We start from the raw sequence: 23,486 nt of genomic DNA, 5'->3' as shown, positions 1-23,486 counted from the left end.
AGGCGCAGAGATCAACTTCGCGGTCAACCTCATGATCAACGGGTGGCCTGGCCCGGCTGGGGTGGGGGTGGTCAGGTGAGGTGGGTGTCGAGGAGGTCCAGGGCGGCGGGGACGGTGTCGGCGACCAGGAGGAGGTCGAGGCCCGCCGGCTTGAGGAAGTGGTGGTCGGCGAGGGTGCGCAGCCAGTCGAGCAGCGGTCGGTAGAAGCCGTCCGCGTCGACCAGCACCATCGGCTTGGTGTGCAGGGCGAGGGTGGCCGTGGTCCACACCTCGAACAGCTCGTCGAGGGTGCCGAGCCCGCCGGGCAGCGTGATGAAGGCGTCCGACTTGTCGATCATCAGGGTCTTTCGGCTGGCCATCCCGTCGGTGACCAGCAGCTCGTCGGCGGCCAGGTCGGCGACCTCCAGGTCGACCAGGGCCTGCGGGATCACCCCGAGGGTGTAGCCGCCGGCGGCCCGCGCGCCGTCCGCCACCGCGCCCATCATGCCGACGCAGCCGCCGCCGCTGACCAGGGTGTGCCCGCGCCGGGCCACCTCCGCGCCGGTCTCGGCCGCCAGGTCCAGCCAGCGCTGGTCGAGGGTACGGGAGGAGGCGCAGAACACGCAGATCGCGGCCACGGTCAGCCCCGCTCCGCCGGGCGTTCCCCGGGCTGGCCCCCGGCCGGCCCCTCGGGCGCGGGCTCGGGCGCGGCCTCGGCGGCGGCCTGCTGGTCGGCGGCGCCCCGGGCGACCGCCTCCTCACGGATCGCCTCCTGCTCGGCGGAGAGCACCGCCTCGGCCTCCACGATGTGCCGGACCGCCTCCTCGACGTCGTCGGTGAGGCAGATCAGCTCCAGGTCGGTCGGGCCGATCTTGCCCTCGCCGGCCATGCTGTCCCGCAGCCAGTCGATCAGGCCCCGCCAGTAGTCGATGCCCATCAGCACCACGGGGAAGCGGGTGACCTTGCCGGTCTGCACCAGGGTGAGTGCCTCGAACAGCTCGTCCATGGTGCCGAAGCCGCCGGGCAGCACCACGAACGCTTGGGCGTACTTGACGAACATGGTCTTGCGGGCGAAGAAGTAGCGGAAGTTGATGGCCAGGTCGACCCACTCGTTGATGCCCTGCTCGAACGGCAGCTCGATGCCGAGCCCGACGGAGAGCCCGCCCGCCTCGCTGGCCCCCCGGTTGGCCGCCTCCATCACCCCCGGGCCGCCGCCGGTGATCACCGCGTAGCCGGCGCGGGCCAGGGCGGCGCCCAGCTCCTCGGCGAGCCGGCACTCGGGGCTGTCCGGCTTGGCGCGGGCCGAGCCGAAGACACTGACCGCGGGCGGCAGGTCGGCGAGAGTGTCGAAGCCCTCGACGAACTCGGAGAGGATCCGCAGCGCCCGCCAGGCGTCCCTGGTCTTCCAGTCTCCCCGGCCCCGGGAGTCCAGCAGCCGCTGGTCGGCCGTGCTGGTCGGGATGGCCCGGTTGCGCAGCGTGACGGCACCCCGGTGCCGTTCTCCCCTCGGCCCCCGGCCGGGTTGCCGCCCGTTGCTCTGGCTCATGGAGCCACCGTAGTGGAGCCACCGCGGTGTGGTGCGGAGCCGGGCGAGCCGGAGAAATTCTTGGCGATCTTGGGCAACTAATTCGCTCGCTCGGACGTCTTACTATTCACATACGGGGTATGCCCTGGGCGCGACCTTCGGGGGAGGGAGCCAGCGTTGATCAGCAACACCGAGATGATCCGGATCCGCCGGCAGATGCAGCGGCGGATCCGCGACGTGGTGGCCGAGCGCCGCCGCGCCCGCATGATGGAAGCCCACCACACCGACCTCACCGGTGAGACCACCGAGCCGGACTCCTCGCTGACGACGGCCGGCTGACCGTCCGCCGGAACGACCCCGGGGGGTCCGCGTCACCGACGCGGGCCCCCCGATCGCGTACCCGGGTCAGGCGGCGAGCCAGCGGTGCAGCGTCGCCGCGCCGTCTCTGATCTTGGTCAGCTCGACGTGCTCGTCGGGGTGGTGGGCCAGGTTCGGGTCACCGGGACCGAAGTTCAGCGCCGGGATGCCCATGGCCGCGAACCGGGCCACGTCGGTCCAGCCGAGCTTGCCGATCGGGGCGGCGCCCACCGCGGCGAGGAACTCCTGCGCGGGGGCGGCCGTCAGGCCGGGCGGCGCACCCGCCGCCGCGTCGGTGATCGCCAGCTCGAAGCCGGCGAAGACCTCGCGCAGATGCGCCTCGGCCTGCTCGGGCGTCCGGTCCGGGGCGAAGCGGTAGTTGACCTCGACCGCGCACCGGTCCGGCACCACATTGCCGGCCACGCCGCCGTGGATGCGGACCGCGTTCATGCCCTCCCGGTAGTCACAGCCGTCGATGGTGACCCGCCGCGCCTCGTACGCCGCCAGGCGCCGCAGCACCTCACCGGCCGCGTGGATGGCGTTCACCCCGTGCCAGGAGCGCGCCGAGTGGGCGCGTACGCCGGTGGTCGACACGATCGCCCGCATGGTGCCCTGGCAGCCGGCCTCGACGATCCCGTACGTCGGTTCCAGCAGCACCGCGAAGTCGGCCTGGAGCCACTCGGGGTGGGCCTGGGAGACGAGGGTGAGGCCGTTGTACTTCGACTCGATCTCCTCGGCCTCGTAGAAGAAGTAGGTGACGTCGTAGCGCGGGTCCGGCAGGGTCACCGCCAGATGCAGCGCGAAGGCCACCCCGGACTTCATGTCGGAGGTGCCGCAGCCGTACATCAGGTCGCCGCGCATGGTGGACGGGAAGTTGTTGTTGAGCGGGACGGTGTCCAGGTGGCCCGCGAGCACCACCCGCTGCGCCCGGCCCAGGTCGGTGCGCGCCATCACCGTGTTGCCGTGCCGGAACGTGGTCAGGTGCGGTACGCCCCGCAGCACATCCTCGACGCAGTCGGCAATGGCCTTCTCGTTGAGGGAGACGGACTCTATGTCGACCAGGGCGCGGGTCAGCGCCACCGGATCAGCCAAGACCTCGGGGGTCAGCGGGTTCTGCATGGTTGGCACGGTACCGTCATCTGCGGTGAGCACGAGGAGCGAGCGTTCCTGGGCGGCTCGCGTGGGACGCGGTCGCGCGGGAATGGGAGACGAGCTTGCGAGCCCCCAGCCGCGAACGAAAGGTGCAACTGTGACGTCCTCAGAACCAGCCTGGGGCATCGGACTGGCCACCGTCACCGCTGACGACCAGGTGCTCGACACCTGGTACCCGACCGGCAAGCTGGGACTCGGCGAGCTGCCGCTGGTCCCCGGGGAGGACCAGGCCGACGTGCTCGACCTGCCGCCCGGCGCGGTCGGCGGGCGGGCACTGCCCGGCCTGCGTACGGTCGAGGTGGTCACCGTGATCGGCTCGCTGGACGATCCGATCAAGGACGCGGCCGACGCGTACCTCCGGTTGCACCTGCTCTCCCACCGGCTGGTGCGGCCCAACGAGCTCAACCTCGACGGCATCTTCGGCAAGCTGGCCAACGTGGCCTGGACCTCGGCCGGGCCGTGCCCACCCGAGCGGGTGGACGAGCTGCGCGTCATCGAGCGGGCCGCCGGCCGCCACCTCGCCGTCTACGGCGTGGACAAGTTCCCCCGGATGACCGACTACGTGGTCCCCTCCGGCGTGCGGATCGCCGACGCGGACCGGGTCCGGCTCGGCGCGCACCTGGCCGCCGGCACCACCGTCATGCACGAGGGCTTCGTCAACTTCAACGCCGGCACCCTCGGCACCTCCATGGTCGAGGGGCGGATCGTGCAGGGCGTGCTGGTCGGCGACGGCTCCGACATCGGCGGCGGCGCCTCGATCATGGGCACCCTCTCCGGCGGCGGCACCGACAAGGTGCGGATCGGCGAGCGGAGCCTGATCGGCGCGAACGCCGGGGTGGGCATCTCGCTCGGCGACGACTGTGTGGTGGAGGCCGGCTGCTACATCACCGCCGCCTCCAAGATCACCCTGCCGGACGGCCGGGTGGTCAAGGCCCGCGAGCTCTCCGGGGTGGACGGGCTGCTCTTCTGGCGCAACTCGGTCACCGGAGCGCTGGAGGCGAAGCCGCGTACCGGCCGGGGCATCGAGCTGAACGCGGCCCTGCACGCCAACAACTGACGCGGAACGGGCCGGGGCGGTGGCCGCCCCGGCCCGTCCGCCGTCCGGTCCGCGGCGGGGAGACCGCAGACCCGGACGACTCACCGCAGGCGGTACGCCTGGATGATCCGCTGGGACACGGTGTTGCCGGCGCTGTCCCGGGCGGTGGCGCGCAGCGATACGTACCCCGGGCCGGCCGGGTGCCGGACGCTGGCCGCCCAGCCCGCGCCCGTCCGGTGCAGGTCCGCCTTCCGCCAGGTCTTGCCACCGTCGTACGAGACGTCGACGGTGAGCGCCGCGACCGTGGCGGCCGGCGCGCCGGGCTGCCGTTCCACCGTCACCGGGAAGGTGAAGGGCCGGCCGGCCGGTGCGCTCTGGTCGGTCGACAACGACGGCGCGAAGCGCACCGCCATGGCGGGCAGCCGGGCCCAGTCGTCACCCGGGACGTGCGTCGAGCGGAACGTCCAGGCGGCCGACATCTCGGTGCTCAGGTCGGTGAAGCTCCGGGCGCCGGAGACCTCCAGCCGGTAGTCCGCCGCCCCCGGCGGGACGGCGAATTCCCCGTACCCGGCGTACGGCTGCGCCCCGACGAGCTTGCCGTTGCGGTACAGCGCGGTCTGCTCGGTGTCGTGTCGGGAACCACCGGGGTGACCGGCGGCGTCGCTGTACACCGGCAGGTTGACGGCGATCGTGTCGCCGTTGCGCGTGATGCCCTGCTCCGGCCAGCGCGGCTGCGGGAAGGACGGACCGTACGGCGCGGAGCCCCACTCCTCACGGTAGGTCCGGCCGGCCCGGTACCGGGTGTCCACCGACTGCAGCACGGCCTGCACCTCCAGCCACCCGTCTTCGCCGCGGGCGCCGAAGTCCAGCTCGGAGCTCCACTGGGTCCGCGACGTGCTGTAGTGCTCGATCCGCCGGCCGGGCAGGACGACCGGCACGACGATCGCCGAGCCGCCGATGTTGTAGTCCGACTCGGGGAAGACGATCCGCTCGTTCGCCAGCCCCGGGTAGCCGCCACGGAACTGGTGCACGACCGTGGCCAGGTCGGCCGGCCGGTAGTGCCGGACGTACCCGGTCGGCCAGCGGCCGGGGAACAGCTCGTTGAGCGCGTAGAAGTACGGGCTGGTCTCCGGGGCCCGCGGCTCGGCCCACTGGCTGGCCAGGGCACCCACGAACTGCGCGTCGGGGACGTCGCGGCCGAGTTGGGCGGTGTACAGCCCGTCGAAGCTGAACGTCCAGAGCCCGAAGCCGAAGTAGTAGTCCCCGACGCCCCAGTTCGCTGAGAGGTCGATCAGCAGCGGGGCTGCCCCGCGCTGCGGCACGGTGCTCCGGACCGGCTTCGCCTGCCGGGCGTCGATGGTGAGCCGCAGGTCGCGGTCCACCACCAGCTCGGGCTGGACCAGCATGGACACCTCGGACCAGCCCTCGTCGCCGGGGACGTAGAGCAGGCTGCTCATGCCGTAACGGCCCTTGTGGACGCGGACCCGCGCCTCGCCGTCCGGGTCGTACACGTCCCGGTACGCCGAGCCGTCCAGGCCGATCAGGCTGGTGAAGTAGTTGCCGGTGGACGCGCCGGCCCGGTCGCGGTGGACGACCGTCAGGTCGTAGCTCTCCACCTCCCGGTCGACGGCCAGCGGGGTGACCGCCACCGCCGCCCCGGCGCGGGCGACCAGCCGCCCGGTCCAGTAGCCGTCCACCCCGCCGAGCCGGGTGTCCGCGGTGACGGTGACCTGGGCGGTGCCGCCGGCCGGCACGGTGAGCCGGGACGCGCTGAGGGTGAACATTCCGGCCGGCGCGGGGCGTCCCTCCGGCCCGGTGACCTCGGTCGCGAGGTCGAGGGTGAGCGGTGCGCTGCCGCCGTTCCGGTAGGTCACCGTCCGGGCGATCGGCTGGTCGTCGCCGTGCGGCCAGGCCGCCACCCCGAACGAGACGCCGACCGGGTCGCTGGTGACCTGCTGGGTGATCGCGTGGGCCACGTCGACCCGCCCGGCGCCCTGCTGGAACGCCGTCTGGTCCGGGTGCGGCTTCGCGGCGGCCATCAGGGTGGCCTTGTACTGCCCGGCCGTCCAGCCGGGGTGCTGCTGGGCCAGCAGCGCCACCGCGCCGACCACGTGCGGAGTGGCCATGGAGGTGCCGGAGAGGGTGACGTACTTCTCCCCCACCGGGTCGCCGATGACGCCGTTGGTGGCCCGGGCGGCCACGATGTCGACGCCGGGGGCGGTGATGTCCGGCTTGAGGCCGCCGTCGCCGACGCGTGGCCCGCGGCTGGAGAAGTCGGCCAGGGCGTCGTTCCGGTCGACCGCGCCGACGGCCAGCGCGGCGTCGGCGGTGGCCGGCGAGCCGACCGAGCCGTCGAAGCCGTCGTTGCCGGCCGCGACGACGAAGAGGGTGCCGGTCTGCGCGGTCAACGTCCCGACCGCCTGCTCCAGCGGGTCGACCTCGGGGGTGTCCCCGCCGCTGAGACTCATGTTGACCACGTCGGCGTGCTTCTCGGCCGCGGCCCACTGCATGCCGGCGAGGATCGCCGATTCGGTGCAGCCCTCGTTCTCGCAGACCTTGCCGGAGAGCAGGGTGGCGTCGGGGGCGACGCCCCGGTACCTGCCGCCGGAGGCGGCCCCGCTGCCGGCGATGATCGAGGCGACGTGGGTGCCGTGCCCGATCACGTCGTCCGCCTCGGTCGCCTTGCTGAAGTTGCGCGAGTCGGCGACCTTGCCGGCGAGGTCGGGGTGGCTGAGGTCGACGCCGGTGTCGAGCACCGCGACCGTGACGCCCTTGCCGGTCCAGCCGGCGGTCCAGGCGGCCGGAGTGCCGATCTGCGGCACGCTGTGGTCGAGGGTCACCCGCCGCCGGCCGTCCAGCCAGACCCGGTCGACGCCCTCCGCCGTGTCGACCCGGGCACCGGTCCGGCCGGCGGCGACCGCACCCCAGACCGCGCCGGCGTCGGCCTTCGTCGCGACCAGCGCCGCGCCGCCGATCGCCGGCAGCTCGCGGGTCACCCGGGCGCCCGCGACCGGGGTCGCCGCGCGCCGGGCCATCCCGGGCCGGTACGACACCAGCAGCGGCAGCGTGTCCCGGTGGGCGTCGTCGTAGCCGGCCGCGATCAGCTCGGTGACGTCGAAGAGCCGCCGGTCGACCCGGCCGGCCCGGACCAGCGGCAGGGCGTCCTGCGGCAGCACGGTGAGGTGACCGCGGTCCCGCCCGACCAGGAAGCCGACGCCGGCCCGGCCGGCGCCGGGGCGAACCGCGGCCTGTCCGGACGTGGTGACGATGACCTGGTCGCCGGTGATCAGGGTGACGGTGACCGGCTTGCCGGCGGTCGTCGGGGCGGCGGCGCGGGCGCCCGCGGTGCCCGGGGCCGCCGCGGGAGCGGCGGACGCCGGCACGGGTACGCCGAGCGCGAGGCCCAGGGTGAGGCCGAGCCCGGCCAACTTTCTTCTGTTACGGCGCAACGTTCCTCCTTCGGGAAGCGTCGTCATCGATGAGAGACACATCGACGACCGCCAGAATTACATACCGCGTATGCAATCGAATGTCAGGAACGCGACTGTCGCCGCCCCCGGCCGGGCACCCCACCGGGGCATGATTTCGTCGTGACCACCATGAAGGAACGCATGCTCGCCGGCGAGCTGTACATCGCGGACGATCCCGAGATCGCCGCCGATCTGGACCGGGCGGCCCGGCTCACCGAACGGTTCAACAGCAGCTCGGCCGACGACCCCGAGGGACGGCTCGCCGCACTACGCGAACTGCTCGGCACGGTGGGCGAGGGTGCCTGGGTCCGGCCACCGTTCTACTGCGATTACGGCTGGCAGACCCACCTCGGCCCGCGCACCTTCGTCAACTTCAACGCGGTCTTCCTCGACGTCGCCCGGATCACCATCGGCGCGGACGTCCAACTGGGACCGAACGTGCAACTGCTCACCGCCACCCACCCGGTCGAGCCGGAGCCCCGGCGGGCCAAGTGGGAGGCGGCGAAGCCCATCACGATCGGGGACAACGTCTGGCTCGGGGGCGGGGTCATCGTCCTGGCCGGAGTCACCATCGGGGAGAACACCGTGGTCGGCGCGGGTGCCTTGGTGACCCGGGACCTGCCCGCCAACGTGGTGGCCGTGGGTGACCCGGCGCGACCCGTACGCACCCTCGGCTGAGCGGCGGGCCCGTCACCGCGGCGGCGGTTCGGCCAGCCGGACCACCAGATCGGCGTACCCGGCGGTACCGGTGACCAGGGCGGCGTTCGACTCGTCGCTGCCGAGCGCCCAGGCTCGCGCCTGCTCCGGGGTCTTCCCGTACGCCTCGTGCCGGGCGGTCAGCCGGCGCACCCGCAGCTCGGCGTCCAGGTCGAGGAACCAGACGTCGTGCAGCAGGGTGCGTACCTCCTCCCACGGGTCGTCGCGGAGCAGCAGGTAGTTGCCCTCGGTCACCACCAGCCGGACCTCCGGCGGCACCTCGATCGACCCGGCGATCGGCTCCTCCAGGTCGCGCCGGAACGCCGGCGCCCAGACCGAGGTGGGCTCGATCCGGCGCAGTCGACGCAGGGTGGTGACGAACCCGTTGACGTCGAACGTGTCCGGGGCCCCCTTGCGTCCGTCGCGGCCCAGCCGGACCAGCGCCGACTGCGCCAGGTGGAAGCCATCCATCGGCACCAGCCGGGCGAGCGGCCCGACCTCGGCGACGATCCGCTCGGCCAGGGTGGACTTGCCCGCCCCCGGCGCACCGGCGATGCCGAGCAGCTGCCGCGGGCCGGCGTCGGCGAGGGCGCGCGCCCGGGCCACCAGCTCCTCGACGGGGAGCACCTGCGCCGGAGCGTCCGCCATGCTTCTCACCCTAGTGGCGTGGCGGCCGGAAGGTGCGCCGTGTAGGTGACCGCCCCGGCCGCCACCCGGCAGCCCGTCAGGTGGCCGCCGGCCGCCCCCAACTCCCGCAGGTACGCCAGCTCGCCCGCGTGCTCCGCGCCGGCCGGGAACTCGCACCGGTGGGTGGTGAACGAGCGCTCACCCAGCGCCGCCCGGGCCGCCCGTCCCTCGTCGAGCCGGCCGGTGAGGGCCCCGGCGTCCCCGGCCCGCAACGCGTCGGCGAGCTCGTCGAGGACGGCCCGGACCGCACTCAGCTCGGTCAGCACCCGCTCCCGGTTGCCGAGCAGCATGTTCGCGGTCCGCTCGGGCGGGCCGCCGGCCACCCGGGTGCCGTCGGAGAAGCTGCCGGCGGCGAGCGACAGCACCGCGTCACGCAGCGCGGCCCGCTGCACCGCCCCGGCCAGCGCGCCGGCGAGCAGGTGCGGCACGTGGGAGGCGAGCGCCGCGGCGGTGTCGTGCTCCGGGGCGGACATCGGCACCACCCGGGCGTGGAAGACGTCGATGACCAGCGCGGCGAGCCGCCGGAACGCGTCCAGCCCGGTCGGCCCCGGGCAGAGCACCCAGGCGGCCCCGTCGAGCAGCGTCGGACTGGCGGCGGCGAGGCCGGCCCGGTCGGCGCCCGCCATCGGATGGCCGGGCACGAACCGGTGCCCGAGCCCGTGCAGCATTGCGGCGGTGGCGACGTCCGACTTGGTGCTGCCCACGTCGGTGAGCACGCACTGGTCGTCGGTGGCGGCAGCCACCCGGGCCAGCGTCCGGGGCAGCGTGGGCAGCGGGCCACAGAGGAAGACGACGTCCCGGCCGGCGACCGCCTCCTCCACCGTGTCCGAGGCGAGGACGCCCTGCCGCTGGGTGTACTGCCGGGTCGCCGGGTCCGGGTCCCAGCCGGTCACGTCGAGCCCGGCGTCCCGGAGCCGGAGCAGCACCGAGCCACCGATCAGGCCGGTGCCGACCACCGCCGCCCGCGCCAATCCGCCGGTCCCGCCCGTCATCGACCCACCTCGGCGTCCCGTCGTACCGGGGCCGGGTCGGCCCCGCTGGAAGTCCCGCCGAGGATAACGTCCGGGCCGCAGCCCCGACCCCCGGTCACCGTGCGCTGCCAGCGGCGGCCACCTGCGCCGCCCTCCCCCATGATCGTCGCCGCGGCTCGCAGGGGCCGGTCGGATGGGGACGGAAGGGGGTTGTCCGAGCGGCGCTCACGTCGTACGGTCCCCGGCGACCCGCCCGGCATCGACGCCGGGCGCTTCTCACGGGGAAAGGAAACACATGTCCGCGACGTACCGGGCACTCGCCTCGGTGGTCATGTTGATCGGCTTCTACGTCGTCGCGCTGCTGCAGCTCGCCGCGGTGGCCGCGCTCGGCGTGTGGTTGTTCCACCACACCACTGGCGTGCTGACCGTGAAGCTCCTGCTCCCGCTGCTACTCGCCCTCGGTGCGGTGGCCGTCGGGCTGTGGAAGGCGATCAGGGTCAAGAGCGAGCCGGCGCCCGGCCTGATCCTGACCGAGCAGGGGGCGCCGCTGCTCTGGGCGACCGTACGGGAGCTGGCGCAGGCGGTCGGCACCCGGGCGCCGGACGAGATCCGCCTGGTGCCGAACGTGAACGCCGCGGTCACCGAGCAGAGCCGCCTGCTCGGTCTGCTCGGCGGCCGGCGCACCCTCTACGTCGGCCTGCCGCTGCTCCAGGGGATGCGGGTCGACCAGCTCCGCGCGGTGCTCGCGCACGAGCTCGGCCACTACTCGGGCAGCCACACGCGCCTGGGTGGGGTCGCCTATCGGGGCCGACTGGCCATCGAGGAGACGATCGAGCGGATCAGCCCGCGCAACCCGATCGGGTGGGTCTTCAAGGGGTACTCGAAGCTCTACCTCCTGGTCGACCGGGCCAACGTACGGCGACAGGAGCTGGAGGCGGACCAGGCGGCCGTACGCCTCGCCGGCCACGAGGCGATGACCTCCGCGCTGCGTACGCTGCCCGCGATCGGCGCGGCCTGGAACTTCTACGAGAGCCGGTACATCGAGCCGGGCTGGGCGGCCGGGCTGGCGCCGGACGACTTCTTCGGCGGTTTCGGCCACCTGCTCCAGGCGCGCCGCGACGAGATCGACGAGGTGCGGGAGAACGCCCCGGACCGGGAGCCGTCCCGCTGGGACACCCACCCGCCGGTCGGGGTCCGGGTGGCCGCGATCGCCCAGATGCCACCGGTGCCGGTGGCGCCGGACGACCGGCCCGCATGGATCATGCTGGCCGATGTGGCCGCCGCCGGCCGCGCCCTGCAGGGCGCCGTCGTCGCGTACGGATCCCGGCGGCTGCTGCCCTGGGCCGAGTTCACCGCGGAGTCGGTGGCCGCCTCGGTGCAGGAGCAGGCGGACCACCTCTACCGGGCGGCCGGCCGGTTCACCGGCACGCCGTCGCCGGGCCTGCCGACCATCCTGGAGCTGGTCCGCGACCGCCGGCTCGGCGAGTTCGCCGAGCAGTTCTTCCCCGATGCCACCCGCAAAGAGGCCGCGGCGGCCTTCGCCGGGCCGATGGAGACGCTGTTCGACAACGCGGCGGTGCGCTCGGGGCAGGCGTACTGGCAGCTCTCCTGGTCCGGTCCGGCCCGGCTGGTCGGCCGCTCGGGCGAGCCCTGGGACCTGGCCGAGATCGCGAAGCTGGCGGTCTCCCCGGAGACCCTGGACGAGGCGCTGGCGCGCCTGGCCGAACGCGGTGTCGACGTACGGCAGTCGACGGTGGTGCAGGCCCGCGCCTCCGCGCGCAACGCCGACCTGATCGGCGCCCTCGCCAACATCAAGATCGACGGCCGGGAGCACGACGTGTTCGTGCTCGACAACGGGCTGGTCCTGGTCCCCGACCCGGGGAAGTCCCACGAGGGCGAGAATCGGCTCAAGCAGGTGCTCGGCGCGACGCCGATCGCCGAACTGGCCGCCCACAACCCCTACCTGCCGTACGAGGAGATCCGCTCGGTCGAGGTGACCAAGCAGGTGCCGCTGAAGGCGACGCTGACCCTGCACGACGGCCGGACGGTGCAGGTGCAGGAGTTGATGGCCAGCGAGCTGCTGGAGAAGCACAGCCGGGACACCCTGCTGCGGGTGTTCGCGCAGATCAACGACTGACCCGACGCGGCGGCCGGCCCGCAGGGGCCGGCCGCCGCGTGGATCCCACCTGGCCGGCCGGCACGCGAGGGCGGCCGGCCGCGGTGCGGGCCCCCGGGCCGACCGCCGCCCGGCGAGGGTCAGGCTTGGGCGAGCCGGCCGGCGACCGCCGCGATGTGCTCGTCGGACTCGGTCAGCGCCGCCCGGACGTGCCGGGCACCGGCCGGGCCGTAGAAGATCCCGGCGGCGACCAGGATGCCCCGCCGGGCCAACCAGTCGACGGTGTCCCAGCAGTCCTCGTCCCGGGTCATCCACAGGTAGAGCCCGGCCTCCGAGTGCTCGACCGTGAAGCCGGCGCCGGTGAACGCCGCGTACAGCCGCTCGCGCCGGGCGCGGTAGCGCTCCCGCTGCGCGTCGGCGTGCGCCTGGTCGCCCAGCGCGGCCACCATCGCCGCCTGCACCGGGGCCGGCACGATCATGCCGGCGTGCTTACGGATCTTGAGCAGTTCGGCCACCAGCGCCGGGTCACCGGCGACGAACCCGGCCCGGTAGCCGGCGAGATTGGAGCGCTTGGAGAGCGAGTGCACCGCCAGCACGCCCTCGTACGACCCGCCGCAGACCTCCGGCGAGAGGATCGAGACGGGCTCGGCGTCCCAGCCGAGCGGCAGGTAGCACTCGTCACTGGCGACCACCGCGCCGCGCTCGCGGGCCCAATCGACCACCTTGCGCAGGTGGGTGGCGGGCAGCACCCGCCCGGTCGGGTTGCCGGGCGAGTTGACCCAGACCAGCCGCACCCGGGGGGTGGGACCGACCGCGGTCAGCGAGTCGGTGCGCATCGTGGTGGCACCGGCCAGCCGGGCCCCGTCCTCGTACGTCGGGTAGGCGATGGACGGCACCACCACCACGTCACCGGGGCCGACGCCGAGCAGCGTGGGCAGCCAGGCGACCAGTTCCTTGGAACCGATCGTCGGCAGCACCCCGAGCCCGTCGACGCCCGCGCCGCAGGCCCGGGCCACCCAGGCCGCGATGGCGTCCCGCAGCGCGGGGGTGCCCGCGGTGAGCGGGTAGCCCGGGGCGTCCGACGCGTCGGCCAGCGCCCGCCGGATCAGCGGCGGCACCGGGTCGACGGGCGTGCCCATCGAGAGGTTGATGAGACCGTCCGGGTGCGCCGCGGCCGTCGCGGCCGCGGCGTCCAAGGTGTCCCAGGTGAAGTCGGGCAGCCGCGACGAGACCGGCGCGGGCCGGTTCAGTGGCCCTCTCCGCGCGGCGGCTGGGCGGCCACGAACGTGGCGTCCTTCTCCACCTTGCCGATCTTGGAGGCGCCGCCGGGCGAGCCCAGGTCCTCGAAGAACTCGTAGTTCGCCCCGGTGTAGTCCTTCCACTGCTCCGGGACGTCGTCCTCGTAGAAGATCGCTTCGACCGGGCAGACCGGCTCACAGGCACCGCAGTCGACGCACTCGTCGGGGTGGATGTAGAGCATCCGGTTGCCCTCGTAGATGCAGTCGACCGGGCACTCCTCGATGCATGCCTTGTCGAGCACATCCACGCACGGCTCGGCGATGATGTAGGTCACCGGTCTTCTCCTCCGCAAGACTCATCGCGATCACCCGCGACGGTAAGAGCCTAGTATCTCGCCGGGGAGGGGGTCGATCGTGCTCCGACAGCAGGACGTAGGACACCGGATCGTGGTCCGCCGGATTGTGGGGATTCGCGAGGGCAGACCGCTCTTCTCCGACGCGCTCGGTGATCTGGTCGAGCTGAGCGAGACCCACATCACGCTGGCCACCGACCATGGGCGGTTACGGGTCCCCGTCGGCGAGGTGCACCGGGCCAAGCGGGTCCCGGCGGCCCGCCGGCCCACCGCCACCGCGGTGGCCGCCCTGGAACTGGCCGCCGACGAGGCCTGGCCCGCCCCGGTACGCGGCCGGCTCGGCGACTGGCTGCTGCGCAGCGCCGCGGGCTGGACCGGCCGGGCCAACTCGGCACTGCCGGTCGGCGACCCGGACCGCCCGCTGCCCGCCGCGCTGGACGCCGTGCAGCGCTGGTACGCCGATCACGGCCAGCCCGCCCTGGTGAACACCCCGCTGCCGCTGGCCGCGCCGGTCGGCGCGGAGCTGGACGCCCGGGGCTGGGCCGCCCGGCCGCCGGTGCTGGTGCAGACGGCCGCGCTCGCCGCGCTGGCCGCGCCGCCTGCCGGGCGAGCGGGCGCCGACCTGGCCCCGGGGTCGCGGCCCGGGCGGGGCGAGCCCCCGGTCGAGCTCACCCCGGCCCCCTCCGACGACTGGCTGGCGATCGCCGCGGGCCGCAAGGGCGGCCTGCCGGACGCCGCCCGGCACGTGCTCACCGCCGTGGACCGGATCCGCTTCGCCCACGTGTACGCCGACGGCCGGCTGCTCGCCGCTGGCCGGGGCACGGTGACCGGCGGCCGCTGGCTGGGGCTGACGTCGATCGAGGTGCTGCCCGAGGCGCGCCGGCAGGGACTGGCCGGCCGGGTGATCTGGTCCCTGGTCCAGTGGGGCCTGGCGGAGGGCGCCACGCACGCGTTCCTCCAGGTGGAGCAGCGCAACACCCCGGCCGTGAACCTCTACCGGGGGCTCGGCTTCACGACCCACCACACCTATCTGACCCGGGTCGCCCCGGCCTGACCGGGGCGGGGCGGGGCACCGCCAGGATCAGCGACGGACCACCTTGCGCGGCTTGGCCGCCTTCAGCTCGGCGAACCGCTTGAGCTGCTGGGAGCGGTAGTCCCGGCCGAGCGCGGTGAGGCTCAGGTAGCCCACCAGCACGCCGGCCGCGGTGGCCGCCAGGTAGAGCCAGATCTGGGCGAAGAACAGCCCGGCGCCCCCGCCGAACGGGTTCTCGCCGACCAGCAGCGGACCGACGAACACGGTCAGCGCCAGCGCCACAGCGACCGCGGCGGCCAGGTCACCGGCCAGGCGGCCCAGCGGCCGGTCGGCGCCCCAGCGGAAGCCCAGCACGGCGAGGATCAGCCCGATCACCAGGAACATCGCCAGGGAGACGCGGTCACTGGCGGTGTCGTTGTCCGGAAAAGCGAACTTGATCAGCAACCGGGCCACCACGTTGACCACGAACAGCGCCGCCGCCAGCACGCCGACCGCGCGCCACCGCTCCCTCATCGCACGCCTCCCGCCGTAGCGCCCGCCCCCACGGCGGACTCCTTGGCAGGAATATCTACCACCGTAACCTATGCGGCGTCTGCACCGTGGCACCGAGGCCGGGGCGCAACCGGTCCTCGGGCCCGGCCCGAGTCGGGACCCAGGCCTGTCCTGCCCGCCGGTTCGGCCGCAACGGTCACCATGTTCGACTACGCAGCGCGACAGCCTGGGGTCAATCACTCTGCGTGCGCGCCCGCGTCGCCGCCGGTGGGACCTCTCGGCGCTTTGCTCTGCAGCCACGGACGCAGCACCGTATTGAGCTGGCCGTTCGTCGCGCACACGGGCACGCCTCAGCCCCGGCTGAGACCACGCTACGTTACTGGTGCGTGGATGGCTGCAGAGCAAAGGCAGCGACAAGCCGCCACCTCGGCCAGCCCTTCATCACCGTGGGTCATCGACGTGCGCCCCGCGCCCGGTCCGCCGGATGCGCCCACCGGGACGCCGCTCAACCGCATGGGATGCGCGGTCGTCCTGCTCGTGGCGGCCGTGATTGCGGGCTGGCCCAGGGGCGACCCGGGGCGCATCGCGTCACGCGGTCCATCCCGCGCGGTGCCAGCCTCAGTGGGCGGCGTTCGGCGGCACCACGAGCTGCCGGAAGCCCAGCACCGCGAAGGTGATCGCGCCAGCCACCACCAGCCCTAGGCCGAGCAGGTTGTCCCCGCTCAGCGCGAGGTCACCCTCGGCGGTCCGGATCCCGCCCGCGACGATCACCACGAACCAGGGCAGGGCGGGCAGCGCCGCCGCCCAGCGCGTACCGACCGCGACGTGGGCGAACCAGCCCACCAGGATCGTCAGCACCACCACCGCGGCGATCCCGCCCACTGCGAGGGAGGTGCCGACCACCGCCTTGACCGCGCCACCGGGCCGACCCTTGACCACCTCCCAGGCCCAGGTGGCGAAGAGCAGGTCCAGCACCGCGGCCAGCACGCCCGCCCAGACCGCCACCACCCCGCCGGCGACCCGCAGGGCGAGGTCCAGCACCCGCGCCGGCCGCGCGGGCGGCGGAGCGGGCTGCTGCTCGGGGGCGACCGACATCGGTACGGCCGGCACCGTCACCGGAGACCGGCCGCCGCGACCGGGGACCGGTCCGGCCCGTCCACTGGCAGCCCGGCGAAGAGGTCGTCCTCCCAGCCGTACGGGCCGCTGCCCGGGCCTTTCTCGCCGACCGCGAGGGTGAAATATTCCACGCCCATGAACTCGGCGCCGAAGTTGCCGGCGATCGAATAGAGCCAGGAGGTGGCCGGGATCTGGGTGGCGTGGGCCCGCATCGCCGCCTCCTTGGCGACGTGCCGCTCGGTGGCGTCGATCCGCGCGGCGATCTCCGGGTCCGGCGTGCCGAACGGCAGGTCGTCGACGCCGTCGATGCCGGCGAACGGGTTGTCCGAGGTCTCGGTGAACGCGTCCAGGCCGGCCTCCAGCACGCTGCGCGGCATCGCCGTCCAGTAGACCTTCGCCGGGGCGATCCCCTCGGCGACGGCCAACTCGTGGGCGCGCATCGCCACCCGGTGGGCCTGGATGTGGTCGGGGTGGCCGTAGAAGCCGTTCGGATCGTACGTGATCATGACCTGCGGCCGGATCTCCCGCATGATCTCCAGCAGGTGGCCGGCGGCCTCGTCGACGTCGGCCCCCCAGAAGGCCCTTGGGTGCTCGTTGGTGGGCAGGCCCATCATGCCGGAGTCGCGGTAGCGGCCGGCACCGCCGAGGAAGCGGTGGTCGGTGACGCCGAGCGCGGCGCAGGCGGCGGCCAGCTCGCCGATCCGGTACCCGCCGAGCTGGTCGGCCTCGGCCGCGGCGAGCTGGGCCAGCTCCGGTACGTGGATCTCACCCTCCTCTCCCAGCGTGCAGGTGACCAGGGTGACGTGGGCGCCGGTGGCGGCGTAGTGCGCCATCGTCGAGCCGGTGCCGATGGACTCGTCGTCCGGGTGCGCGTGGACCAGCAGGAGGCGTCGATCGGGCAGCTTCGTCACGACCGTCACTCTAACCGGCGGTCCTCTTCCCCCGACGCTTACGCGTCCGCGCAGGTCGGCCACATCACGCACGACACGCCTCTACGATCCGAGGCGTGGACTATCCCGAGCTGGCCGCCCGTACCCGTCGGTTCAGCCACGGGGCGCCGCGCGCCGTCTCCGTCGCGGACGACGGTTCCCGGGTGATCTTCCTGCGCTCCTCCGGACCGGAGGACCCGGCCGACGCGCTCTGGCTGCTGGACGTCACCTCCGGCGAGGAGCGGCTGGTCGCCGACCCGGCGGTGCTGCTCGGCACGGAGGGCGACCCGACCGCGCTGGCCCCGGGCGAGCGGGCGCTGCGCGAGCGGCTGCGGCTCGCGGCCGGCGGGATCGGCTCGTACGCCCTGGACGCCGCCGGCCGGGTGGCCGCGTTCGCGCTGGCCGGCCGACTGTTCCGGGCCGACCTGGTGCACGGCGACGTGGTCGAGGTGACCGCGATCGGCCCGGTGATCGACCCCCGCCCCGACCCCACCGGCGAACGACTGGCCTACGTCACCGACGCCGCCGAGGGGGTACGCCGGGGCCAGCTCCGGGTGGTCGAGCCGGACGGCACCGACAACCTCCTGGCCGGCGAGGACAGCGGCGTGACCTGGGGGCTCGCCGAGCACATCGCGGCGGAGGAGTTCGACCGGTTCCGCGGCTACTGGTGGGCTCCGGACGGGCGCTCGGTGCTGGCCGCCCGGGTGGACGAGTCCCGGCTGCCGCACTGGCACCTGCACGACCCGGCCGACCCGGCGAGCCCGCCGACGACCGTCGCGTACCCCCGGGCGGGTGGGCCGAACGCCGAGGTCAGCCTGCACCTGCTCGACCTCGACGGCGGCTGGGTCGACGTGCACTGGGACCGGGAGACCTACCCCTACCTGACCTCGGTCGACTGGGCGGACGGCGGGCCCCTGATCACCGTGCTGCGCCGGTCGCAGCAGCACGGGCTGGTGCTCGCGGTGGACCCGCGTACCGGGGAGACGCAGGTGCACGCGGAGCTGGCCGACCCGCGCTGGGTGGAGCCGATCCCGGGTACCCCGGCACACCTGCCGGACGGTCGGGTGCTGGTCGGCGGCGAGCTGGCCCACGACGGGTACGACGCGCGGTGCCTGTTCGCCGACGGGACCCTGCTCACCCCGCCCTCGCTCTACGTGCGCCGGGTGGTGGGGCGGCTGCCGGCCAACGGCGGCGCCCCGACCGACCTGCTGGTCGAGGCGAGCGAGGGCGAGCCGAGCCAGCGCCACCTCTACCGGGTCCGCACGGTGATCGGCGGCGGGGTGGACGCCCGCCGGATGGGCAGCGACCCGGGCTGGCACACCGCCGCGGTCGGCGGCGCCACGCTGGTGGTCGGCATCGCGTCGCTGGAGCACCCGGGCACCCGCTGGACGGTGTGGCACGGCGACCGGGCGGTGGGCGAGCTGCGCTCGCGCGCCGCGACCCCGCCGTACGCGCCGCGGCCGACCATGGTCCGGGTGACCGACCGGCGGCTGCCGAGCGCGGTGCTCTATCCCGGCGAGCACGTCAAGGGCACGAAGCTGCCGGTGCTGCTGGACGTCTACGGCGGGCCGGGGCACCAGGAGGTGATCGCCGCCCGGGCGGTCTGGCTGGAGCGGCAGTGGTGGGCGGAGCAGGGCTTCGCCGTGGTGACCATTGACAACCGCGGCACCCCGGGCATCGCGCCGTCGTTCGAGAAGGCGATCCACCGCCGGGTGGCCGACGTGATCCTGGCCGACCAGGTGGACGCGCTGACCGCGCTCGCCGGCAAGCACCCGGACCTCGACCTGGCGCGGGTGGCGGTGCGGGGCTGGTCGTTCGGCGGCTGGCTGGCCGGGCTGGCGGTGCTGCGTCACCCGGAGCTGTTCCGCTGTGCGGTCGTCGGCGCCCCGGTCACCGACTGGGCGCTGTACGACACCGCGTACACCGAGCGCTACCTGGGCATGCCGGACGACGGCATGGATGTCTACGCCCACCACTCGCTGGTCGAGTTGGCCGCCGAACCGGTCGGCGACCCGGCGCAGGCCCGGCCGATGCTGCTGGTGCACGGCCTGGTCGACGACAACGTGGTGGCCGCGCACACGCTGCGGCTCTCGGCGGCGCTGCTGGCCGCCGGCCGGCCGCACGCGGTGCTGCCGCTCACCGGGGCCAGCCACATGGCCGCCGGGGGCGTCGCCGAACGCCTGCTCCGCCTGGAGCTGGACTTCCTCCGCCGGAACCTGTAGGGAAGGGCACCTGGTGTCGCCCACGCGAGAGCGCAAGAGCCCCTGCTCAACGCGCGGCGCGTTGAGCAGGGGCCCCTTGCGGTCAGGCCGTCACTGCTTCACGTAGGCGTCCACGAAGCTGGGCCAGCCGAAGATGCTGCCGATGAAGACACCACCGGCCTTCTCGCCGTGCGCGATGGAGATGACCTCGTTGTACAGCGGCACCGCGGGCGCCGATTCCTTCATGAGCCGCTCGTCCAGGTTGCTCCACTCCTCGGCCTGCTTCGCCGGGTCCTCCGCGAGCACCCGGTCGAACTCGGCGTTGATGGCGTCGTTGTTGAGCTGGGAAGTGTTGTTGCTGCCCTCGGCCTTGATGGCGCGGCCGTCGAAGAGCACCGGCAGGATCGCCGCGCCGCTGGGCCAGTCGGCCGCCCACGAGTCGACCCAGATGTCCCACGGGTTGCTCTTCTTCTTCACGAAGTCGAGGTAGCCGTCCGCGGGGATGGGCTTGATGGTGACGGTGAAGCCGGCCTTCTCCAGGGCGGCCTTGACCTGGGTGGCGGTCTCCTGCTGCCAGGTCTCGTCGCCGGTGCCGAGCACCAGGTTCACCGACTTGCCGGCGAGCAGCTCCTTGGCCTTGTCCGGGTTGCCGCTCTCGCCGGCCGGGTACGCGTCGAACTGCTTGTAGCCGAGCGTGGTGGGCGGCAGCAGGGTGGTGAGCGGCACGGCGCCGTACGGGCCGCCGAGGTTCTTGGTGATGCTGCTGCGGTCGATCGCGTAGTTGATCGCCTGCCGCACGGACAGGTCGGTGACCCGCGTCGTGTTGATGCTCAGCCGGAACGCGTTCGGCGTCGCCGCGACGATCATGCGCGCCTTGAGGGCCGGGTCACCGGTAACCTTCGCGATCAGCTCGGACGGCACGCCGCCGGTGGCCACCGCCGCCGCGTCGTTGCCGGTGCCGGCGAGGACTCGGTTGGTCTGGGTGGCCTGGTCCGAGCCGAGCGACCAGACGAACTTGTCCGGGTACGCGTGCCGCACCGGGTCCGTGGCCGGATCCCAGTTCGGGTTGCGTTCCAGCACCATCTCCACGCCGGGCTGGTTCTTGGTGAACTTGTAGGGCCCGGACGAGAACGGCTGGTTGTCCAGGTTGACGCCGGTGTCCTTGTCCGGCGGCAGCGGCGCGGTCGCCGGCAGCGACACGGCGAACGGCAGGTCACAGCGCGGCTTGTTGAACTCGAAGCGCAGCGTCTGCGCGTCCGGGGTGCTGAGGCCCGGCGGCAGCGAGGTCTTGTTGGCCTTGAAGTTCCACTTGGTGTCGTACTGCGGGCTGTCGGCCAGCCACTCCTGCAGATAGGTGGGGCCGCCGGTCAGGTCGGGGTCGAACGAGCGCGCGATGCCGTACGCGATCTCCTTGGAGGTGATCGGCCGCCCGTCCTCGAACTTGACGCCCTGCTTGATCTTGAATTCCCAGACCTTGCAGTCGTTGTTGACGTTCTTGCCGGGGGTCTCGGCCAGGTCACCGACCAGGGTCACGTTGCCCTTGCCGTCGTCCTTGAACGTGGTGAGGAACCGGGCGTAGAGCTGGCTGCCCATCAGCCCGGCGAACGAGTAGACCCGCTGCGGGTCCAGGTGGGAGATCTTGTTCTCCCGCAGGATGTAGAAGGTGCCGCCCTTGGCCGCGCCGGGCACCTCGGCCGCCGGGCCGAGCGAGTCCTTGGGGTCGGTCGCGATGGCGCCGCTGCGGGGCTTGTTGGTGTCCACCTTGTCGGCGTTGTCGCCGGTGTTCTTGCTGCATGCACTGAGGGCGACCACCAGTGCCATCGCACCGCCCATGGCGGTGGCGAGTCTTGCTCGCATACTCACTCCTCCGGGTCCGATGAAGGAAAGCTTCGCTCAGCTTTCATCCGCGGTAAATTTCGAGCAGATAACGAATCGACGGCGACACGCGAGCTCAGCCGAGGCGTACCCGCGGATCGATGTACGCGTAGAGCAGGTCGACCACGATGTTCGCGACGACCACGAAGAGCGCGGAGATCAGCACGGTGGCCATGATGGTCGGCAGGTCACCCTGGCGGACCGCCTCCACGGCGGTACGCCCCAGCCCCTGGATGCCGAACGTCGTCTCGGTGATGACCGTGCCGCCGAGTGCCGCGCCCACGTCGATGCCGGCGATCGTCACGATCGGGGTGATCGCCGCCCGCAGTGCATGCCGCCCGTAGACCTTCCGCTTCGCCACGCCCTTGGCCCGGGCCGTCCGCACGAAGTCCTCGGAGAGCGTCTCGAGCATCTGGGCGCGGGACAGCCGCGCGTAGATCGCGGAGAAGAGCAGGGCCAGGGTCACCCAGGCGAGCACCAGCCCGCGCGCCCACTCCACCGGATTCTCGAAGATCGGCGTGTACCGCGGCGTCGGCAGGATCTTCAGCGAGTAGACGAAGATCAGCAGGAGCACGGCCCCGACGAAGTAGAGCTGCAACGAGGCGAAGGTCAGCGTGAGCCCGATCGAGACGCGGTCGAGCAGCGAGCCTCTCCGGAGTGCCGAGATCATCCCGAGCCCCACCCCGATGGCCAGCCACAGCACCGCCGCCGGGAGCACGACGTTCAACGTCACCGGCAGCACCCGGGCGAAGGTGTCGCTGACCGCCTCGCTGTTGACGTAGGAGTAGCCGAGACAGGGTGCCTCGCATTTGCCGCCCTGCGCGCTGCCCAGGTCGCGGCCGACGAAGATGCCCTTCATGTAGTTGACGTACTGCTGGGGCTTCGGGTCGTTCAGCCCCAGCTCGGTACGCACCCGCTCCAGGCGTTCGGCGTTGCAGTTCTTCGGGCACATGCCGGTCACCGGGTCGCGGGGCAGCGCGAAGAACATCAGGAAGCTGACGACGCTCACCGCGAGCAGCACCGAGACCGCCAGCAGCAGCCGCTTCAGCAGGAACCGCACCATGTGCCGAACCCCTTACCGTGACGACTTCGGGTCGAGCGCGTCGCGCAGCGCGTCGCCGAAGAGGTTGAACGCGAGCACGAGCGCGAAGATGGTGATGCCGGGGAAGAAGACGTACGCCGGGTCGGTCTGCAGGTAGTCGATGCTGCGGTAGATCATCCGGCCGAAGCTGGGCACCGACTCGGGCAGCCCGACGCCGAGGAAGGACAGCGCCGCCTCGCCCGTCACGTACGACGGCACGGCGAGCGAGAACGACACCAGGATCGGGGCCCAGATGTTCGGCAGCAGTTGCCGGAAGAGCATGTGCCCCAGCCCGGCCCCGCTGGCCCGGGCCGCCTCCACGAACTCCCGCTCGCGCAGCGACACCACCTGCCCGCGGACCAGTCGGGCGGTGCCGGTCCAGCCGAACGCGGCGAAGACCACGATCAGCGTGGTGATTGCGAACCAGGTCGGGATCGCGTCGCGGGGGCCGTAGAAGCGCAGCGAGAACGTCGGCACCACGGCCAGCGCGAAGACGAGGAACGGCATCGCCAGGGCGACGTCGGTGAACCAACCGATCACCGAGTCGACCACCCCGCCCAGGTAGCCGGCGACGATCCCGAGCACCACGCCGATCGTCGTGGTCACCAGGGCGGCGCCGAGCGCGATCAGCAGGGAGGTGCGGATGCCGTAGATCATCCGGATGAAGATGTCCCGGCCCAGGCCGGGTTCGAGCCCGAACCAGTGGTCGCCACTGACCCCGCCGACGTAGCCGAGCGGCATGCCGGTGGCGTCCAGCAGGTCCCCGAACTGCTGGCTCGGCGACGTCCCGTAGAGCCGCGAGATCAGCGGCGCCGCCAACGCCGCCAGGATGAGCACGGCCAGCACGATGCCGCTGACCAGCGCGGTGCGGTCCCGGCGCAGCCGGCTCCAGACCAGTTGGCCGGGCGAGCGCCCGACGAGCCCCTTCTCCTCGGGACCCGCACCGGTGGACTCGATCTCGGCGAGGGCCACGCCCTCGACCGGGGACAGGCTCACTTCGACACCTCCTCGGCGGTCGCGCCGGCCGGCCCGGAGTCCTGGCTGATCGTTCCGGTCTCCGGGAAATGGCAGGCGGTGAGCTGCCTACCGCCGTCGCGGGTGATCAGGGCGGGTTCTTCGGTGGCGCAGTGGTCCTGGGCTTTCCAGCAGCGGGTGCGGAAGCGGCAGCCCGATGGTGGG

20 protein-coding genes and 1 pseudogene are annotated in these 23,486 nt (G+C 73.1%); 6 read left to right on the top strand and 15 right to left on the bottom strand.

What is annotated here, in order from left to right; translation table 11 throughout:
* Positions 1–71: 71 nt before the first annotated feature.
* The gene (locus ACGF4F_RS11115; protein ID WP_393076882.1) at positions 72–617 is read right to left on the bottom strand and encodes a TIGR00730 family Rossman fold protein; all 546 of its coding nucleotides are present in this window, start codon (positions 615–617) and stop codon (positions 72–74) included.
* A 2-nt stretch (positions 618–619) separates the two neighbouring features.
* Positions 620–1,525 (bottom strand): TIGR00730 family Rossman fold protein, encoded by a 906-nt coding sequence (locus ACGF4F_RS11110; protein WP_393076879.1) that lies wholly within the window; start codon positions 1,523–1,525, stop codon positions 620–622.
* A gap of 156 nt (positions 1,526–1,681) precedes the next feature.
* Between ACGF4F_RS11110 and ACGF4F_RS11105 the strand changes: the two genes are divergently transcribed.
* Positions 1,682–1,843 (top strand): hypothetical protein, encoded by a 162-nt coding sequence (locus ACGF4F_RS11105; protein WP_357439789.1) that lies wholly within the window; start codon positions 1,682–1,684, stop codon positions 1,841–1,843.
* 66 nt (positions 1,844–1,909) lie between these two features.
* On the opposite strand, the gene dapE is transcribed toward ACGF4F_RS11105, so the two are convergent.
* On the bottom strand, positions 1,910–2,980 hold the full coding sequence (gene dapE / locus ACGF4F_RS11100; RefSeq protein ID WP_357439786.1) for a succinyl-diaminopimelate desuccinylase: 1,071 nt from the start codon (positions 2,978–2,980) through the stop codon (positions 1,910–1,912).
* Between the two features lie 82 nt (positions 2,981–3,062).
* Here dapE and dapD point away from each other — a divergent pair, with 82 nt between their 5' ends.
* The gene (gene dapD / locus ACGF4F_RS11095) at positions 3,063–4,070 is read left to right on the top strand and encodes a 2,3,4,5-tetrahydropyridine-2,6-dicarboxylate N-succinyltransferase (protein WP_393076875.1); all 1,008 of its coding nucleotides are present in this window, start codon (positions 3,063–3,065) and stop codon (positions 4,068–4,070) included.
* Positions 4,071–4,150: 80 nt separating this feature from the next.
* Here dapD and ACGF4F_RS11090 read toward each other — a convergent pair whose 3' ends face one another.
* Positions 4,151–7,498 carry a S8 family serine peptidase gene (locus ACGF4F_RS11090; RefSeq protein ID WP_393076872.1) on the bottom strand — a complete coding sequence of 1,116 codons (3,348 nt, stop codon included), beginning with the start codon at positions 7,496–7,498 and terminating at the stop codon, positions 4,151–4,153.
* A gap of 141 nt (positions 7,499–7,639) precedes the next feature.
* Between ACGF4F_RS11090 and ACGF4F_RS11085 the strand changes: the two genes are divergently transcribed.
* Positions 7,640–8,197, top strand: coding sequence for a sugar O-acetyltransferase (locus ACGF4F_RS11085; RefSeq protein WP_357439778.1), 558 nt, complete (start codon positions 7,640–7,642; stop codon positions 8,195–8,197).
* A gap of 12 nt (positions 8,198–8,209) precedes the next feature.
* On the opposite strand, the gene ACGF4F_RS11080 is transcribed toward ACGF4F_RS11085, so the two are convergent.
* Together ACGF4F_RS11080 and ACGF4F_RS11075 are read right to left on the bottom strand one after the other, a co-directional pair.
* Positions 8,210–8,863 (bottom strand): nucleoside/nucleotide kinase family protein, encoded by a 654-nt coding sequence (locus ACGF4F_RS11080; protein WP_357439776.1) that lies wholly within the window; start codon positions 8,861–8,863, stop codon positions 8,210–8,212.
* A gap of 5 nt (positions 8,864–8,868) precedes the next feature.
* Positions 8,869–9,894 carry a prephenate dehydrogenase/arogenate dehydrogenase family protein gene (locus ACGF4F_RS11075; protein WP_357439774.1) on the bottom strand — a complete coding sequence of 342 codons (1,026 nt, stop codon included), beginning with the start codon at positions 9,892–9,894 and terminating at the stop codon, positions 8,869–8,871.
* A gap of 274 nt (positions 9,895–10,168) precedes the next feature.
* On the opposite strand from ACGF4F_RS11075, the gene ACGF4F_RS11070 reads away from it, so the two are divergent.
* On the top strand, positions 10,169–12,010 hold the full coding sequence (locus ACGF4F_RS11070) for a M48 family metallopeptidase (RefSeq protein WP_357439771.1): 1,842 nt from the start codon (positions 10,169–10,171) through the stop codon (positions 12,008–12,010).
* A gap of 119 nt (positions 12,011–12,129) precedes the next feature.
* On the opposite strand, the gene dapC is transcribed toward ACGF4F_RS11070, so the two are convergent.
* Both dapC and fdxA read right to left on the bottom strand, forming a co-directional pair.
* A complete protein-coding gene (dapC, locus tag ACGF4F_RS11065) occupies positions 12,130–13,239 on the bottom strand; it encodes a succinyldiaminopimelate transaminase (protein ID WP_357440167.1) in 1,110 nt (369 codons plus the stop codon).
* Positions 13,236–13,562, bottom strand: coding sequence for a ferredoxin (fdxA, locus tag ACGF4F_RS11060; RefSeq protein ID WP_007464872.1), 327 nt, complete (start codon positions 13,560–13,562; stop codon positions 13,236–13,238). The genes dapC and fdxA overlap by 4 nt, the downstream gene beginning before the upstream one ends.
* 79 nt (positions 13,563–13,641) lie before the next feature.
* Between fdxA and ACGF4F_RS11055 the strand changes: the two genes are divergently transcribed.
* Positions 13,642–14,634: a GNAT family N-acetyltransferase gene (locus ACGF4F_RS11055; protein ID WP_393076867.1), complete on the top strand. Its 993-nt coding sequence runs from the start codon at positions 13,642–13,644 to the stop codon at positions 14,632–14,634.
* 27 nt (positions 14,635–14,661) lie between these two features.
* Here ACGF4F_RS11055 and ACGF4F_RS11050 read toward each other — a convergent pair whose 3' ends face one another.
* The 3 genes from ACGF4F_RS11050 to mshB form a co-directional block, all read right to left on the bottom strand.
* Positions 14,662–15,126, bottom strand: a complete 465-nt coding sequence (locus ACGF4F_RS11050) for a hypothetical protein (protein ID WP_357439764.1) — start codon at positions 15,124–15,126, stop codon at positions 14,662–14,664.
* Positions 15,127–15,723: 597 nt separating this feature from the next.
* Entirely contained in the window at positions 15,724–16,200 is a 477-nt protein-coding gene (locus tag ACGF4F_RS11045; RefSeq protein ID WP_357439761.1) for a hypothetical protein, read from the bottom strand.
* Positions 16,201–16,217: 17 nt separating this feature from the next.
* Positions 16,218–17,141, bottom strand: coding sequence for an N-acetyl-1-D-myo-inositol-2-amino-2-deoxy-alpha-D-glucopyranoside deacetylase (gene mshB / locus ACGF4F_RS11040; RefSeq protein WP_357439759.1), 924 nt, complete (start codon positions 17,139–17,141; stop codon positions 16,218–16,220).
* A gap of 86 nt (positions 17,142–17,227) precedes the next feature.
* On the opposite strand from mshB, the gene ACGF4F_RS11035 reads away from it, so the two are divergent.
* Positions 17,228–19,372 (top strand): prolyl oligopeptidase family serine peptidase, encoded by a 2,145-nt coding sequence (locus ACGF4F_RS11035; RefSeq protein WP_393076862.1) that lies wholly within the window; start codon positions 17,228–17,230, stop codon positions 19,370–19,372.
* 90 nt (positions 19,373–19,462) lie between these two features.
* On the opposite strand, the gene ACGF4F_RS11030 is transcribed toward ACGF4F_RS11035, so the two are convergent.
* From ACGF4F_RS11030 to ACGF4F_RS11015, 4 genes and pseudogenes are all read right to left on the bottom strand, one after another.
* Complete coding sequence (locus ACGF4F_RS11030; protein WP_357439754.1) at positions 19,463–21,208, bottom strand: ABC transporter substrate-binding protein; 1,746 nt, start codon at positions 21,206–21,208, stop codon at positions 19,463–19,465.
* 94 nt (positions 21,209–21,302) lie between these two features.
* Entirely contained in the window at positions 21,303–22,289 is a 987-nt protein-coding gene (locus tag ACGF4F_RS11025; RefSeq protein WP_387278939.1) for an ABC transporter permease, read from the bottom strand.
* Between the two features lie 12 nt (positions 22,290–22,301).
* A complete protein-coding gene (locus ACGF4F_RS11020) occupies positions 22,302–23,303 on the bottom strand; it encodes an ABC transporter permease (protein ID WP_357439748.1) in 1,002 nt (333 codons plus the stop codon).
* Positions 23,300–23,486, bottom strand: a pseudogene (locus ACGF4F_RS11015) (dipeptide/oligopeptide/nickel ABC transporter ATP-binding protein); the annotation flags it as partial. The gene ACGF4F_RS11020 and the pseudogene ACGF4F_RS11015, both read right to left, overlap by 4 nt.

This window comes from Micromonospora sp. NPDC047740 (genome assembly GCF_043204735.1).
Taxonomy (GTDB): Bacteria; Actinomycetota; Actinomycetes; order Mycobacteriales; family Micromonosporaceae; genus Micromonospora.
This window is presented reverse-complemented; position numbering and strand designations above follow the sequence as displayed.

Excerpts from the sequence above, each read along its gene's own strand:
- ACGF4F_RS11110 (WP_393076879.1), bottom strand. The coding sequence starts at position 1,525 with ATGAGCCAGAGCAACGGGCGGCAACCCGGCCGGGGGCCGAGGGGAGAA.
- dapE (WP_357439786.1), bottom strand. The coding sequence starts at position 2,980 with ATGCAGAACCCGCTGACCCCCGAGGTCTTGGCTGATCCGGTGGCGCTG.
- dapD (WP_393076875.1), top strand. The coding sequence starts at position 3,063 with ATGGGAGACGAGCTTGCGAGCCCCCAGCCGCGAACGAAAGGTGCAACT.
- ACGF4F_RS11080 (WP_357439776.1), bottom strand. The coding sequence starts at position 8,863 with ATGGCGGACGCTCCGGCGCAGGTGCTCCCCGTCGAGGAGCTGGTGGCC.
- ACGF4F_RS11075 (WP_357439774.1), bottom strand. The coding sequence starts at position 9,894 with ATGACGGGCGGGACCGGCGGATTGGCGCGGGCGGCGGTGGTCGGCACC.
- ACGF4F_RS11070 (WP_357439771.1), top strand. The coding sequence starts at position 10,169 with ATGTCCGCGACGTACCGGGCACTCGCCTCGGTGGTCATGTTGATCGGC.
- ACGF4F_RS11050 (WP_357439764.1), bottom strand. The coding sequence starts at position 15,126 with ATGAGGGAGCGGTGGCGCGCGGTCGGCGTGCTGGCGGCGGCGCTGTTC.
- ACGF4F_RS11045 (WP_357439761.1), bottom strand. The coding sequence starts at position 16,200 with ATGTCGGTCGCCCCCGAGCAGCAGCCCGCTCCGCCGCCCGCGCGGCCG.
- ACGF4F_RS11030 (WP_357439754.1), bottom strand. The coding sequence starts at position 21,208 with ATGCGAGCAAGACTCGCCACCGCCATGGGCGGTGCGATGGCACTGGTG.
- ACGF4F_RS11025 (WP_387278939.1), bottom strand. The coding sequence starts at position 22,289 with ATGGTGCGGTTCCTGCTGAAGCGGCTGCTGCTGGCGGTCTCGGTGCTG.